The organism is Ralstonia sp. 24A2 (genome assembly GCF_051783885.1).
Classification (GTDB): domain Bacteria; phylum Pseudomonadota; class Gammaproteobacteria; order Burkholderiales; family Burkholderiaceae; genus Ralstonia.
In genome coordinates this window covers 1,684,555-1,698,221 of the sequence record NZ_JBPVZD010000003.1, presented here as the reverse complement: position 1 = coordinate 1,698,221, position 13,667 = coordinate 1,684,555, and the positions used below count along the sequence as shown (strand labels likewise).

The window sequence follows — 13,667 nt, the reverse complement described above, 5'->3', positions numbered from 1 at the left end:
GATTTGCATGTTACGCACTTTATTCAAAACTGAGCGATCGGCACCATGGCGGCCTGTTCACCCGTTGGACCATCCACAAGGCAACCCAAGGAGCCGCACATGCAACAAGCATTGAAGACGCAAGGTGTTTCCATCCCCCGGCTGGGGCTCGGCACATTTCGCGTGCCCAACGAAGATTGCCAACCCGTGGTCGAAAGCGCGCTGGCGCTCGGCTACCGGCACATCGATACCGCCGCGATGTACGCCAACGAAGCGGCCGTGGGCGCAGCCATTGCTGCCTCGGGCCTGCCACGCGACCAGATCTTCGTCACCACCAAGGTCTGGCATGACCAACTCGCGCCGCAGGCCGTCCCGCAGGCGCTTGAGCAAAGCCTCGCCAAACTGAAGCTGGATTACGTTGATCTGTATCTCGTCCATTGGCCGGCGCCCGGCATGGACATGGCCGCAACGATGGAGGCCATGGTGGCGTTGCGCGAAAGTGGCCGTGTGCGCGCCATTGGCGTGTGCAATTTCAATCTGCCGATGCTCAAGACCGCCATTGACACGATCGGCGCGCCGCTCGCCTGCGTGCAGGTGGAATACCACCCGTTTCTGGATCAGTCGGCGCTGCTGGCTTATTTGGGCGGCAGGGGAATTCCGCTCACTGCCTACGCTCCGCTGGCACAAGGGCGCGTGGCGGAGGATGCCACGTTGCAGGCCATCGGCCGCAAGCATGGCGCATCGGCAGCACAGGTGGCCATTGCGTGGCTGATGGATCAACCCAACGTGATCGCCATTCCCAAGGCCCAGCGGCAAGAAAGCCAGCAAGCCAACCTCGACGCACTGAACCTGCGCCTGGACGATGCAGACCGCGCCGCCATTGCCGCCCTGCCCAAGGGGTTGCGCTACGTGCAGCCAGCCTTTGCGCCGGATTGGGATGCCGTGCCCACCTGACGCTCTAGCGTAGCCAAGTCAGCCACACGTACACGGTCCCAGCCGCAACAGCCAGAAACGGGACCGAGTACGCGTGAAACAGCAGCCAGGCGCGGCGGTCACCCGCCATGCGCAGCGCAATCAGGTTGGCCAGCGAGCCAACAAGCGTGCCAAACCCACCCACGCTCACCGCAAAGGCGATCATCGGCCAGTCGTGCGAATACTCGGCCAGCAGAATCGCCGCCGGCACATTGCTGATGACCTGCGACACGCCAATGCCGGCCCAGTACAAATGCATCGGATTGACCAACGCCAATGCATCCAGCGCCTGCCGCACCACGCCGAGCTGCGCCACCAGGCGCAGGTCGATGAACATCAGCACGAACACCAGCAGCAGGCCCCAGTCCACACGCGCCAGCACATAACGCGCGCCGATGAGGTAGAGCACGACCAGTCCGGCCAGCGCCGCCAGCGGGTATCCCAGGTCGGTCAGCACCAGAAATGGCACGTACAGCACCAGCGCTGGCAGCAGCAGGCGCTTGTGCACTTCCACATCACCAGTTTCAGCATGCAGATGGATCTCGTGCGATGGAAACGCCAGCCACGTGGCCACCAGCAGCAGCACCGTCAGCAAAATGACCATCGGCGCCATCTGCCAGACAAACGCTCCGAAGGACAACCCAGACTGGTGCCATAGGAAGAGATTTTGCGGGTTGCCGATCGGTGTAAGCGCCGAGCCCGCATTGACGGCCAGCGCCTCAAAAATGATCAACCGCGTGACGGGCAGCTTGGCCACCTGACGCAAACCGACCGTCAGCGGCACGATCACGAACAAGGCGACATCGTTGGTCAGCAACGTCGACAACGCCGCCGACGCGCCCACCAGGCTGAGCGCGAGCACGCGTTCGCTGCTGACGGCATCAACCAGACGCACGCCCAGCAATTGCAGCATGCCGCTGGATTCGACCGCCTTGGTCAGGATCAGCAAGCCCGCCAGCGCTGCAATCGTGTGCCAGTCGACTAACGATGGATAGTCAGCAATGCGCTGCGGCGACACGATCGAGAACACACCGCAGACGAACAGCAGCAGCCAGAAGAAAACGTCTTGCTTGAGGTTGTGCCAGAACGGCGGATGATGTTGCGCGGCAGTGGTTGGAGGGGATGCCGGCATGGCTTGTGCCATGCGCGTACGAGGCGAATCGCCGTGCATACGGAAAAACAGGAGGAAACGTTGGCGCAAAAGCGCACAAACCAACCGGGCGCGGTTTGCCCGGCCGATTGTACGTGCTGCGGCCTCAGCGGCTCAACTCAAGCGCTCAACCGCTGACCGGGCACGCGGTGCGCACCCGATCAAGGCTTGTCGGCCTGGCTTACGACTCGCGCGAGCCGCCGGAACCCGATCCGCCCGGACGATCCGACCCGCCAGACGAGCCCGTACCGCCAGCACTCGGGCGATCGCTCGTGCCACCGGCGCCACCCGGGTGGTAAGCCGACTGCGGCGTACGCTCCGGACCGCGATACTGGCCTGCCAGGCCGTGACCGCCGGTCGAGCCCCCCATCGAGCCAGACTGGCTGGCCTCGGTGCTCGACGTACCGCCTTGCAGCGGCTGGGTCGGATGGCTGGCGATCACGCGTTCGATCTCGGCAACCGCATCGCGCGGGGCTAGCACGACTTCCAGCCCCAGCGCGCCGGCCACGGCCATCAGCGTCGACAGGCGCGGGTCAGCGCGACCGGATTCCGCGCGCAAATACGCTTCGCGGGAGATGCCGGCCATCTTGGCGACGTCTTCCTGTTTGAGCTTGCGCGACTTGCGCAGACTGTGTAACTGCTTGAAGGGCTGTTCCATCTGTTCGCTCCTGCACCTGAGATGGGAAACATCGCCGGGCCCGGGGGACCCGCACGATGGGCTGAAAACAAAGCGAATGTCGGGTGCACTGCACCTTGATTCGCGGTCGTACACATGTGTGCGAGCGGTGTCATCGTTGTATTGCACACCGTTGCACACGCTTTGGGTGGCGGCCTCCGCGATGTGTTTTCTACAGAGTAGACGTAATTTCGACTGCACCCAACATTGACGCGTGATGAAAGCGCATCCCGCCATCTGTGTTTACCGTGACAAGCTCGGTAAGAGGTCGGTTCCCTCGCAGATGCTGTTTTCTTCGCTTGGTGTGTCACGTTTGTGACGTCTCATGCGCAAATCCTTGCACCCACACCACGTTTCGTCGATCCGCGCTTGCCCTATCCACCGATTGGAGGGGGGCCGAGTGAGAGAGAGAAATCTGAGGCCCCGACGTCACGAGCACAGGGAGGCGCGTGTCTTTCGTCACGCAATTGCCATGCCGGAAGGTGATTCGGCGGTCAGTTGAAGCGGGGCAGGAAAACCAGCGGATACCGGTTCAGTGGAAATCGCGGCTGGAGGTGGCCAAGCGCCCCAGAAGTGGCGTCAGATCCACCAGATGCTGAGCGACCAGATGCCGCGTCTCGCGTTCGCATTGCCATTTGCCGTAGACGCCCAGCAACTGGGCGTTCAGCACCTCACGGCGCTGGCGCTCGATCAGACGCGGCCAGAGCACGACATTGATGGTGCCGGTTTCGTCCTCTATAGAGACGAAGATGGTGCCCTTGGCCGTGCCCGGCCGCTGCCGCACCGTGACGATGCCGCAAGCCCGCGCGAGCTGTCCGTTGCGATAGCCCGCCAGCATGGCGGCGGTCACAAAGCGCATGTCGTCAAGCCGGGGCCGCAGCAGGCTGACCGGATGGCGCTGCAATGACAGGCCCAGGCTGCTGTAATCAGCCACCACTTCCTCGCCGATGGGCGGGGCGGGCAGCACAAGCGGCGCCTCTACCGGGCGGGCCTGGCGCAGCAGCGCGTGGTCGTGTCCGGGCTCCTGCAGGGCGAGCGTTTGCCACAACGCTTGTCGGCGATGGCCCGCCAGCGGTTTGAGCGCGTTGGCGGCGGCGAGCACGTTCAGGTCGTGGCGGTCCAGTTCTGCGCGATGCGCCAAGTCGTCCACGCTGGTGAAAGGGGCCTGCGCGCGGGCGGCTTCGATGCGTTCAGCAGCCGGCTTGCGCATGCCGCGAATGCGATTCAAACCGAGGCGGATGTCGGGCTGCTCCGCGCCATCGCCATCCGCACGGGGATGCAGCGTGCTGTCCCATACGCTGGCCGTCACGTCTGCCGGCAGTACACGCACCCGGCTACGCCGCGCTTCCTGCACCAGTTGCGACGGCGAATAGAACCCCATCGGCTGACTGTTGAGCAGCGCGGCAAAGAACGCCGCCGGCTCGTGGCACTTCAGGTAGCTGCTGACGTAGGCCAGCTTGGCGAAACCGGCCGCGTGGCTCTCTGGGAAACCGTATTCGGCAAAGCCCTCCATCTGCTTGCACAACGCTTCGACAAAAGCTCGGTCGTAGCCCTTTTCCTCCACCATCACCTGTACCAGGCGCTCCTGATGCTGCGTGAGGTTCCCCTTGCGCTTCCAGGCTGCCATGTCGCGGCGCAAACGGTCAGCCTCATCCGCGGTGAAATCGCCCGCATCCATGGCGATCTGCATGACCTGTTCCTGGAAGATCGGCACGCCCAGCGTGCGCTTCAATACGCCTTCGACCTCCTTGCCGGGATACGTCACGCAATTGGGATCACCATTGCGCTCCGCTTCACGCCGCTGCAGATACGGATGGACCATGCCCCCCTGGATCGGCCCCGGGCGCACGATGGCCACCTGGATCACCAGGTCGTAATACTTGCGCGGGCGCAGGCGCGGCAGCATCGATTGCTGCGCGCGCGATTCGATCTGGAACACGCCGATGGTCTCGGCACGGCAGATCATGTCGTAGGTTTCTTCGTCGCCCTCCGGCAGGTCTTGCATGGCAAGCTTTTCGGCCGTCTTGTAATACGCACGACGACCAGGCAGCGCATCGACCATATCGAGCGTGCGCCGAATGGCTGTGAGCATGCCCAGCGCCAGCACATCCACCTTCAGCAAGCGCAGCGATTCGAGATCATCCTTGTCCCACTGGATGACGCGGCGGTTCTCCATGGCCGCGTTCTCGATCGGCACCAGGCGTGAGAGCTTGTGCTGCGCGATCACGAACCCGCCCACGTGCTGCGACAGGTGGCGCGGAAAACCACGCAGCTCACCCACCAGTTCAGCCCAGCGCCGCACCAGCGGGGACTCCGGGTCCAACCCCTGCTGACCAGCACGCTCGGCAAACTCCTTACGGCTATCCCACCACGCCTGCCCCTTGGCTACCTGCTCGATGATGCCGAGATCGATGCCGAGCGCGCGTCCAACGTCGCGCAAGGCACTGCGCGTGCGGTACGTGATGAGCGCGGCGGCCAGTGCGGTGCGTGTCACGCCGTATTTCTCGTAGATGTACTGGATGACCTCTTCGCGGCGCTGGTGCTCGAAATCGACGTCGATGTCGGGGGGCTCGCTGCGTGCGCGTGAAAGGAAACGCGCGAACAACGCATTGCCGCTGTCCGGGTTCACCTCGGTGATCCCCAGGCAGTAGCACACCGCAGAGTTGGCCGCTGAGCCACGCCCCTGGCAGAGAATGTCCTTGCTGCGGGCGAACTTCACCACGTCGTAGACGGTCAGGAAGAACGGCTCGTAGCCCAGATCGGCAATCAGATCGAGCTCCATGCTGATCTGCTTGAGCACCTTCTTGGGCGTGCCTTGTGGGTAGCGCCGCTTGGCACCGGCGTGGACCTCGGCGAGCAGGTACTCGGCAGGTGTCATGCCTTCTGGAACGACCTCGCTCGGGTATTCATATTCGATTTCATCGAGCGAGAACTGGCACAGGCCGGCCAACTCCACACTGCGATGCAGGGCACGCTTGCCACGCTCGCCCTGGTAGAGAAACGCAAGCTGCATGCGCGTGCGCATGGCCTGCTCGGCGCTGGGTGACAGCTCCAATCCACACTCGGCAATCGGCTTGGAAAGGCGAATGGCCGTCAGCACATCGTGCAATGGCTTGCGCTGCCGCGTGTGCATCTGCACGCCGCCGGTGGCAACCATCGGCACATCGAGCTGCTCCGAGACTGCTGCCACCGTGCCGCGATGGCGGTCATCCGCATGACGCAGCGGCAACTCCAGCGCAATCGATAGCCGATCGCCAAACACGCGCTGGCACCACAACGCCTGCATGCGTAGTTGTTGCGGGTCGGCGTCATAGTCGGGCAGCAGAATCGCCAGGCAGTCAGGCACGCCGCGCAGGTGGGCCAACTCGCCCTTGGGCGCAGCCAAGTTATCGGCCAGCAGGCGGTATTCCCCTTTGGGCGCTGCCAGCCGCGCGTGCGTGATGACCTCGCTCAGGTTGCCGTAACCCTCGATGTTTTGCGCCAACAGCACCAACTGCAGCCAGGGCTCGCCCTGTCCATTGCGCACGGTAAAGCGGCTGCCGATGATGAGTTTGAAGTCCTCCTCCTTGGCGGTCACGAGGGCACGCGCGGTGCCGGCCACGGAGCATTCGTCGGTCAACGCCAAAGCCTGATAGCCGTATTGCTTGGCACGCTCCACCAGTTCTTTTGGGTGCGACGCGCCCGTCAGGAACGTGAAATTACTGATGCAATGCAGCTCGGCATAGTCAGGCAGGCCGATGGAGGGCGATGTGTCTGTCGCCATGACACGCTTAGCCGAACAGGCCGTGCAGATACCAGCGGGCGTCTTCCTCGCTGGCCGATGACGAAACACGCTCGCGGTAGACCCAGTAGCGCACAGCCTCCTCGCCTTCTGCGATGAAGTAGTCGCGCTTGATGAGGGCGTCGTCCCACCAGCCGGATTCGATGCGCTCGGGCAAGGACACCAGCCGCAGCGGTCCACGGTAGTACGGATAGTGTCGGCGCGTCAGCAGCGGGATGGGTTTCTCCAGCAGCCACAGCGGCCGCTCGGGTTGCTGCGCGTGCCACTGCGCCAGCGCCTGACGTGCGGCGGCGCGGCTGTGCGCGGTGGTGGCGGCGTTCACCTCTACCCAATGGTTGGCGCGCTCGGGGCGATGGTCGGCGCACGGCTGCGGGTGGCGCACGTTGCCCGCCCCTAAACGGGCAATGAGTGTGTCGATTAGGCGAGCCGCATCTTCCGCCCGGCCACCGGGTTCGGGAAACAACGATTCCGTAGGCGGTGCCAGCGGTGTGGCGTCCGTCACCGTCAGGCGCAGCTCAACCACCGGGGCGATCAGCGTGAGCCGGTGCATGCGCTCGTGCAGCACGCGTGACAGGTGCGCCAGCGTGCGAACCGGCTGCGCCAGGGCGATCTCCACCGGCGTGGAAGATGCGGCATCCTCACTGCTTCGGCCGCGCCGGCGTTCGTGCTCAAGCGCGAGCCGACAGGTCTTCGCCCCCAGTTGATGGGCCGATAACCAGCCAACCAGTTGCAACAGCAATTGCTCGGACGCAGCCAATACACCTTCGGCGCTGTCGATACGACCGGGCAGTTCCAGTGGCACATCAAAGCGCAGCGGTGCGGCAAACCATGTGAAGCTCTCATGTCCATCGCCATAGGCCGCGTCGAGCGTATCGACCAGCAGCGGCCCGCAGCGCCGTCGCAGGCCCGCACGTGGCAGCCCACGCAGATCGGCCAGTTGGCGACAACCAAGACCCTCAAGCCAATCCGGACGCGTCAGGCGTACCACGGCATCGATCGACAGTGCGTCTAGCAGGGTCGACATGCGCTTTAGCCGCACGGCCCGTCGTACACCGCCTTGCATTGCTGCGCGACGCCCACGCACCGGTGGCGTGCTCGCCAGCCATGCCGCACCGCGTGCCGTCGGTCCGGCGCCGAGCACAGGAACGGCGCCCAACCGGTACGCGCAATACTTCACCGCTCGGCACAGCGCGCGATGCCCGCCGAACAGGCGCAGGCTCGCCTCCACCTCAAGCAGCACCGTTGCCTCGTCGGCCACATCCAGCGTCACGTGCGGCGTGAATGCCAGCAGCGCCAGCGCCAGCGATTGCATCAGCCGCGCCTCGGCCGCCGGATCACGTTCAAGCTGCACGGCGTGCGGCACCAGCGCCTGCGCCCCCGCCCGGCGCAAGCCCGTGTGCACGCCTTCACGCGCCGCCAGACGGTTGGCTGACACCACGCGCTCCTGCTCCAGCACCACCACCGGCAGGGGCAGCGCGGCGGGGTCAGACCACTGGGGTCGAAGCGCGTCGAGCGGCAGACGGGGCAGATGCACCGCGATCCAGAACGGCATGATCAGAAGCGTCCGACAAAGCATCGAACGCAGAGGAAGACGACAGCGCGGCCAGCAGCGCCGCAGTGGCCGGGTCCATGGTGAATGGCTCGGCAGGCTGCGTGGGCAGCGGACGAACGGAAGCGCGCCCTGCCTGCAGCGGATCCGCCAACGGCAACAGCAGCGGCGTGTCACGCAATGGCCCGCGCCGCTTGTGAAAGAGAATGGACAGCGCATCACCACCCGCCGGCACCAGCCCAAGACGCAGCACCGCCGGTGATGACTCACGCAGCGCCTGTGCCGGCCGGAACACCCAGATAGCGCTCTCGCCTGCTTGTGCCAGCACCTGCAGCCGGCGCAGCGCGCCGGGGCGCGCCTGGTTCAGCCAAATCAGCACGCCGCCAAATGCCTGGCTGCGTACGATCTGCTCGGCTGCCCACAGCAGGTCGGCCGGCTGGTCGGCGCGCACCCAGACAATCTGCTCAGGAGAGAAATCCCAGCCGACCAGCCGCACCGCGTTAGGTAGATAGGGCGGGCCGACCAAGGCAATGCGCCCTGCCCCAGCGCACAGCGTGGACAGTGCCGGACGCAGCAGACGGCACTCACCGATACCAGGCTGGGGGCACAGCAGTTCTGTCAGCCCACCCAGCGGCCAGCCGCCGCCGGGCAATTCGGTGTTCAGTGCGTCGTAACCGGTGGCCAGAACGCGGCCACTGGCCCGGGCCAGGCTGCCTGCACGCCACAGCGCCGGGTGCAGTGTCTCAGGCGCTGGTACTATCCGGGCTCTTTGCGCAGGCAGGCGCGACACACACACCGCCGGCCCAGTGGCGACAGGGTGTTCCGCGACACCTTCAGCGGGAAAAAGAGACGGGGACGGCGCAAACATGGAAAGCGCGGGGGACAAATCGCAAATACTGTATGGATATACAGTATCACAACTTTCGCTCTGCGCTAGCCTGTTTCTAAACGTCCTTGCCGTTGTTCCATCTTGTCGCCCCATCCCGCCTTGCCACCAACGGTGCGCAACCGAACCCACCTGGAGAAAACCGTGTTCACTTGCAAAAACCAGAGCTGCGGCACGCAGTGGGAACCGTCCGAAGTCGTCATCAAGGACGAAGGCCAGGGGCCGCTGTTCCGCTGCACGCTATGCGGCGCACGCAACTACGTCGAGCGCTTCGAGGCCGACGACGGCACGGTCGTCTACGAGCAAATCGAAGGCCGGCCGTTCAATTGAACCGACGCAACAACATGACCACCGAACCGACCGCCACGCCCTTCAGTACCCTGGCACTCGCCCCCGCCGTGCTCGCGAACCTCGCGCAGCTCGGTTACACCGACATGACGCCGATCCAGGCCGCGAGCCTGCCGATCACGCTGGCGGGCCACGACCTGATCGCACAGGCGAAGACCGGCAGCGGCAAGACCGCGGCGTTCTCGCTCCCGCTGCTCACGCGACTCGACGCACGCAGCTTTGACGTGCAGGCGATGGTGCTGTGCCCAACGCGTGAACTCGCTGATCAGGTCACGCAGGAAATCCGCCGCCTCGCGCGCGCCGAAGAGAACGTGAAGGTGCTGACGCTCTGCGGTGGCACCCCGATGCGCCCGCAGGCGGAAAGCCTTGAACACGGTGCACATATCGTCGTCGGCACGCCGGGTCGCATCATGGACCACCTCGAACGCGGCAATCTCGCGCTCGATGCGCTCAAGACACTGGTGCTCGACGAAGCGGACCGGATGCTCGACATGGGCTTCTTCGACGATATCGCGACGGTCGTGCGCCAGTGCCCGACCGACCGGCAGACGCTGCTGTTTTCGGCGACCTACCCGGACGGCATCGCCAAGCTGTGCCGGCAGATCCTGCGCAATCCGAAAGAGGTGAAACTCGAAGAGCGCCACGACGACAGCAAGATCCGCCAGCGCTTCTACGAGGTGACCGACAACAAGCGGCTGCATGCCGTCGGGCTGCTGCTCAAGCACTATCGCCCGGTCAGCACGCTTGCGTTCTGCAACACGAAGCAGCAATGCCGCGACCTGCTCGACGTGCTGCGCGCAGAGGGCATCCATGCGCTGGCGTTGCATGGCGAGCTTGAGCAACGCGAACGCGACCAGGTGTTGATCCAGTTCGCGAACCGAAGCTGCTCGGTGCTGGTTGCGACCGACGTTGCCGCACGCGGGCTCGATATCGCACAACTTGAAGCAGTGATCAACGTCGACGTGACTCCCGACCCCGAAGTGCACGTGCATCGGATCGGCCGCACGGGCCGCGCCGATGAGAACGGCTGGGCGCTGAGCCTTGCGAGCATGGACGAGATGGGCCGTGTCGGCAATATCGAGGAGGTGCTTGGGCGCGAGGTCGAATGGCATCAGCTCGACGAACTCGATACCAGCAACGACGGGCCGCTGCTGCCGCCCATGGAAACGCTGCAGATTCTCGGCGGGCGCAAGGACAAGATCCGTCCCGGCGATGTGCTCGGTGCGCTGACTGGCGACGCTGGTTTTCGCGGCGACCAGATCGGCAAGATCAATGTGACCGAATTCTCGACCTACGTCGCCGTCGAGCGTGGCATCGCGCGCGACGCGCTGCGCAAGCTCAACGGGGGCACGGTGAAGGGCAAGAAGGTCAGGGTTCGATTGATGGACGAATGACGCCGGTGGCTGGTCAGTGCTTGGCCGGCGCCTTGCACAGCCCCTGGTTGTAGAGGATCGCCTTGCTGGTGGATGCGTAGTTGTCGGCGTCGCACGGCGGCAGGAAGCTTGAACTGTCGCCCTGCATGCGCACAGCCACGGTGTCGGACAACGCCGCCAGGCACTGTTGGTTGTCGCCACGATGGTATTCCGTCACGGCCAGGTCGCTACGCGCCTTGTCGCGCTCGATCCAATCCATGAAGGTGTCGCATTCGGAGAGCAGTGCGCGCAGCGTTGTGCGGGCGCCGTCATAGTCCTTGGCAGCGTATTGCTTATGCGCTTGGCCGATGCGGACCGTACGTTGGCGATCGGTGCACGCAGCGGGTGGGCGGCGATACTCGCCATCGAACCCGGCACGCATGCCGCAAAAATCACGACAGGCGTCCTGCGTGGCAGACGTATCGAGCTTGAGCACGCCGTTGCCGCCCGACACCGCGATGCGGCATGCATCGGCTACGCCGGTGCGGCCCTTGAACGTCCCGCTGACGGCGCACGTATGGCAGTTCGCACCCATCGTTTCGATGTTGAAGCCGCTACCCTTGACCGACATCGCGCCATGGGCGCTGCCGCCTTCCACATAGACGTATTCGCCGGGCTCAACCGCTGGGCCAGCCGCCACGGCCAGTACGCTAGCCGACAAGCCCAGGATTGCCACCGCGCGCCGCATCCACATTCCGAGTGTCATGCTGTTCGTGTCCAGGTTCGGGGAGACGGACTGCCTCCCGCACGGGCGACATTCTCGCGGCAGCGCACATGACGGCGCAACCGCCGCGCGATGAACGATTGTGCCGGCTCAACTCAGATATGCAGCATCGCCATCACCGCCAGCACACCACCCAGCCCACCCACACCGTACGAGATCACCTGCAGCCAGCGCCGACGCGACAGCAGCGTGATCGCCGCCAGCGCAATCGACACCTGCATGGCCACCACCGCCTGCGCCCACCGGTGGTGATGGTGCACGGCGCGCTCGCTGGCTTCGTCCGCTTCCTTGGCCAGGCGCTCCTGGTCTTCGGCCTGGCGGCGGATGTCTTCCTTCTCGGTGGCGTAGCGCTGGGCTTCGCGCTTGGCGGCCGCCTGGTCGGCGCCGGGCAGTTGCGCGGTCAATTCCGCAATCGCCTGCTTCTGGCCCTTGGCTTGGTAGTAGGCCCAGCGGTTGGCGGCTTCCGTCTTGTGGATGGCCGCTTCATTCTTGGCCAGCAGCGCTTCGTTTTGCGTGGCACCGCCCTGGTAGCCGAAGATGGCACCGGCCGTCGACAGAATGGCCGTCATGACAGCGATGCGGCCGGCAAAGCTGTCTGCGTGGCCGGTTTCTGCGGCATGCTCCAGCACATGGTCGTGCGCGCCGTGCACGTGAAATCCTTCAGACATCGTGGCTCCCCATTTTGGTTTTGTGTGGTCATGCGCCCCGTCAGGCGCGGACCTCACAATGCATGGACTTGTGTGGAAACGCAACGCCCGCTGGTGCATGTATCCAACGGCATGGGCCGCCCTTCCCTAAGCTGGCGTGCTTTAAAAAAGCCGGCCAATCTCTCGGGGGATTTCCGAGTGAAAAACAGAGCGTTGAACCCGTCAGTCTGATCCGTATAATCGCGCAGCGATGCGAACGGGGACCGATATCAAATCGGCTATCGCATTGTTAATAAAACAAAACAATACGCGCGAGTCAGATCCATGGATACCAACCACAAACCTTCGGCACCTTCGCCTGAAGAGGAACATCACCCCGCCATCGTCCGCGTGGCTGACGCCACCATCCGCGATGCCAACACGCTGCTGCATTCCAGCGGCGGCATGGTTTTCGGCCGCGGCATGATCGGCACCGTCCTGGCGCTGGTGCTGGGTTTCCTCTGCCTGCTGGGCGTGCTGGCGTTTCACTTTCCGCAGTACATGACCACGCCGGAATTGCGGCGTGCGTACTCGGTTGATGTGATTCGGCAGATCCTGTTTGTCTCGCTGCTGATTTCGGGTGGCCTGTCGCTGGCGAATATCGTGCTGGATAACCGCCGCCGCCTGAACTGCCTGGCGTTTGTGTTCGTGGTGATTGCAGTGGCATTGGGCGGTTCGCGCGTGCCGGTGGGCGATTTCCCTGACCATACGCCGTATATCGGCATGGATTGGTTCATTCTCGACCTGCTCGGCTCCACCGCCATTTTCGTGTTGCTCGAAAAGCTGTTCCCGCTCTACAAGAAGCAGCCGGTGTTCCGCGCCGAGTGGCAGACCGACATGGCGCACTTCGCGGTCAACCATTTCATCGTGGGCCTGGTGCTGCTGGTAGTGAACTTCCTGATCCACCGCGTGTTCGGGTGGATGGTCCACGCAGATTTCCAGCAGATGGTGCAGCATATCTGGTTCATTCCGCAGTTGCTGCTGTGCATGCTGGTGGCCGACCTGATGGAGTACGTCACGCACCGTGCGTATCACGAGGTGCCTTTCCTGTGGCGCTTCCATGCCGTGCATCACAGCGTGAAGACGATGGACTGGCTGGCTGGTTCGCGTCAGCACATTCTCGAGTTGATCGTCACGCGTGTGGCCGTGCTGGGGCCGCTGTTCGTTCTCGGCTTTGACAAAGCCGTGGTGGATGTCTACATCATCATCGTGGGCTTCCAGGCGGTGTTCAATCATGCCAACGTGCACCTGCCGTGGGGGCCACTGAAGTACATTTTCGTGACGCCGGACTTCCACCACTGGCACCACTCATCGGAAGACGAGGCCATCGACAAGAACTACGCCGCGCACTTTGCGTTCATCGACTATATGTTTGGCACGGCGGTGAAATCGAAGAAGGCCTTCCCGGAAAAATATGGCGTGGTGGGCGACTACATGCCTGACGGCTTCATCAACCAGCAGCGCTTTCCGTTCCGTCGTCAGCAGGACTGAGTCGAGGACACTC

The 13,667-nt window shown here is 64.0% G+C and carries 11 protein-coding genes; 4 read left to right on the top strand and 7 right to left on the bottom strand.

Features of this window, described 5'->3' with window-relative positions; genetic code table 11:
• Positions 1 to 99: 99 nt before the first annotated feature.
• Entirely contained in the window at positions 100 to 933 is an 834-nt protein-coding gene (locus tag ACS13N_RS25235; protein WP_438934322.1) for an aldo/keto reductase, read from the top strand.
• 4 nt (positions 934 to 937) lie between these two features.
• Here the strand turns inward: ACS13N_RS25235 and ACS13N_RS25230 are convergent, their stop codons facing one another.
• From ACS13N_RS25230 to imuA, 5 genes are all read right to left on the bottom strand, one after another.
• The gene (locus ACS13N_RS25230) at positions 938 to 2,122 is read right to left on the bottom strand and encodes an anion transporter (RefSeq protein ID WP_438934321.1); all 1,185 of its coding nucleotides are present in this window, start codon (positions 2,120 to 2,122) and stop codon (positions 938 to 940) included.
• Between the two features lie 160 nt (positions 2,123 to 2,282).
• On the bottom strand, positions 2,283 to 2,759 hold the full coding sequence (locus ACS13N_RS25225; RefSeq protein WP_438934320.1) for a helix-turn-helix transcriptional regulator: 477 nt from the start codon (positions 2,757 to 2,759) through the stop codon (positions 2,283 to 2,285).
• A gap of 550 nt (positions 2,760 to 3,309) precedes the next feature.
• Positions 3,310 to 6,540, bottom strand: coding sequence for an error-prone DNA polymerase (locus ACS13N_RS25220; RefSeq protein WP_438934319.1), 3,231 nt, complete (start codon positions 6,538 to 6,540; stop codon positions 3,310 to 3,312).
• Between the two features lie 7 nt (positions 6,541 to 6,547).
• Positions 6,548 to 8,110, bottom strand: a complete 1,563-nt coding sequence (locus tag ACS13N_RS25215; RefSeq protein WP_438934318.1) for a Y-family DNA polymerase — start codon at positions 8,108 to 8,110, stop codon at positions 6,548 to 6,550.
• Positions 8,043 to 8,975, bottom strand: coding sequence for a translesion DNA synthesis-associated protein ImuA (imuA, locus tag ACS13N_RS25210; RefSeq protein ID WP_438934317.1), 933 nt, complete (start codon positions 8,973 to 8,975; stop codon positions 8,043 to 8,045). Before imuA ends, ACS13N_RS25215 begins: the two co-directional genes overlap by 68 nt.
• A gap of 162 nt (positions 8,976 to 9,137) precedes the next feature.
• On the opposite strand from imuA, the gene ACS13N_RS25205 reads away from it, so the two are divergent.
• Entirely contained in the window at positions 9,138 to 9,323 is a 186-nt protein-coding gene (locus tag ACS13N_RS25205; protein WP_438934316.1) for a hypothetical protein, read from the top strand.
• 14 nt (positions 9,324 to 9,337) lie between these two features.
• Positions 9,338 to 10,735, top strand: coding sequence for an ATP-dependent RNA helicase DbpA (gene dbpA / locus ACS13N_RS25200; RefSeq protein WP_438934315.1), 1,398 nt, complete (start codon positions 9,338 to 9,340; stop codon positions 10,733 to 10,735).
• A gap of 13 nt (positions 10,736 to 10,748) precedes the next feature.
• Here dbpA and ACS13N_RS25195 read toward each other — a convergent pair whose 3' ends face one another.
• Together ACS13N_RS25195 and ACS13N_RS25190 are read right to left on the bottom strand one after the other, a co-directional pair.
• Entirely contained in the window at positions 10,749 to 11,441 is a 693-nt protein-coding gene (locus ACS13N_RS25195; RefSeq protein ID WP_438934489.1) for a hypothetical protein, read from the bottom strand.
• Between the two features lie 131 nt (positions 11,442 to 11,572).
• On the bottom strand, positions 11,573 to 12,145 hold the full coding sequence (locus ACS13N_RS25190; RefSeq protein WP_438934314.1) for a DUF4337 domain-containing protein: 573 nt from the start codon (positions 12,143 to 12,145) through the stop codon (positions 11,573 to 11,575).
• A 303-nt stretch (positions 12,146 to 12,448) separates the two neighbouring features.
• On the opposite strand from ACS13N_RS25190, the gene ACS13N_RS25185 reads away from it, so the two are divergent.
• Positions 12,449 to 13,654 (top strand): sterol desaturase family protein, encoded by a 1,206-nt coding sequence (locus ACS13N_RS25185; RefSeq protein WP_438934313.1) that lies wholly within the window; start codon positions 12,449 to 12,451, stop codon positions 13,652 to 13,654.
• Positions 13,655 to 13,667 lie beyond the last annotated feature (13 nt).

What these genes read in the sequence shown, in the direction of transcription:
- ACS13N_RS25185 (WP_438934313.1), top strand. Translation starts at nt 12,449, where the DNA reads ATGGATACCAACCACAAACCTTCGGCACCTTCGCCTGAAGAGGAACAT.
- ACS13N_RS25215 (WP_438934318.1), bottom strand. Translation starts at nt 8,110, where the DNA reads ATGCCGTTCTGGATCGCGGTGCATCTGCCCCGTCTGCCGCTCGACGCG.
- ACS13N_RS25225 (WP_438934320.1), bottom strand. Translation starts at nt 2,759, where the DNA reads ATGGAACAGCCCTTCAAGCAGTTACACAGTCTGCGCAAGTCGCGCAAG.
- dbpA (WP_438934315.1), top strand. Translation starts at nt 9,338, where the DNA reads ATGACCACCGAACCGACCGCCACGCCCTTCAGTACCCTGGCACTCGCC.
- ACS13N_RS25235 (WP_438934322.1), top strand. Translation starts at nt 100, where the DNA reads ATGCAACAAGCATTGAAGACGCAAGGTGTTTCCATCCCCCGGCTGGGG.
- ACS13N_RS25190 (WP_438934314.1), bottom strand. Translation starts at nt 12,145, where the DNA reads ATGTCTGAAGGATTTCACGTGCACGGCGCGCACGACCATGTGCTGGAG.
- ACS13N_RS25220 (WP_438934319.1), bottom strand. Translation starts at nt 6,540, where the DNA reads ATGGCGACAGACACATCGCCCTCCATCGGCCTGCCTGACTATGCCGAG.
- imuA (WP_438934317.1), bottom strand. Translation starts at nt 8,975, where the DNA reads ATGTTTGCGCCGTCCCCGTCTCTTTTTCCCGCTGAAGGTGTCGCGGAA.
- ACS13N_RS25195 (WP_438934489.1), bottom strand. Translation starts at nt 11,441, where the DNA reads ATGCGGCGCGCGGTGGCAATCCTGGGCTTGTCGGCTAGCGTACTGGCC.
- ACS13N_RS25230 (WP_438934321.1), bottom strand. Translation starts at nt 2,122, where the DNA reads ATGCACGGCGATTCGCCTCGTACGCGCATGGCACAAGCCATGCCGGCA.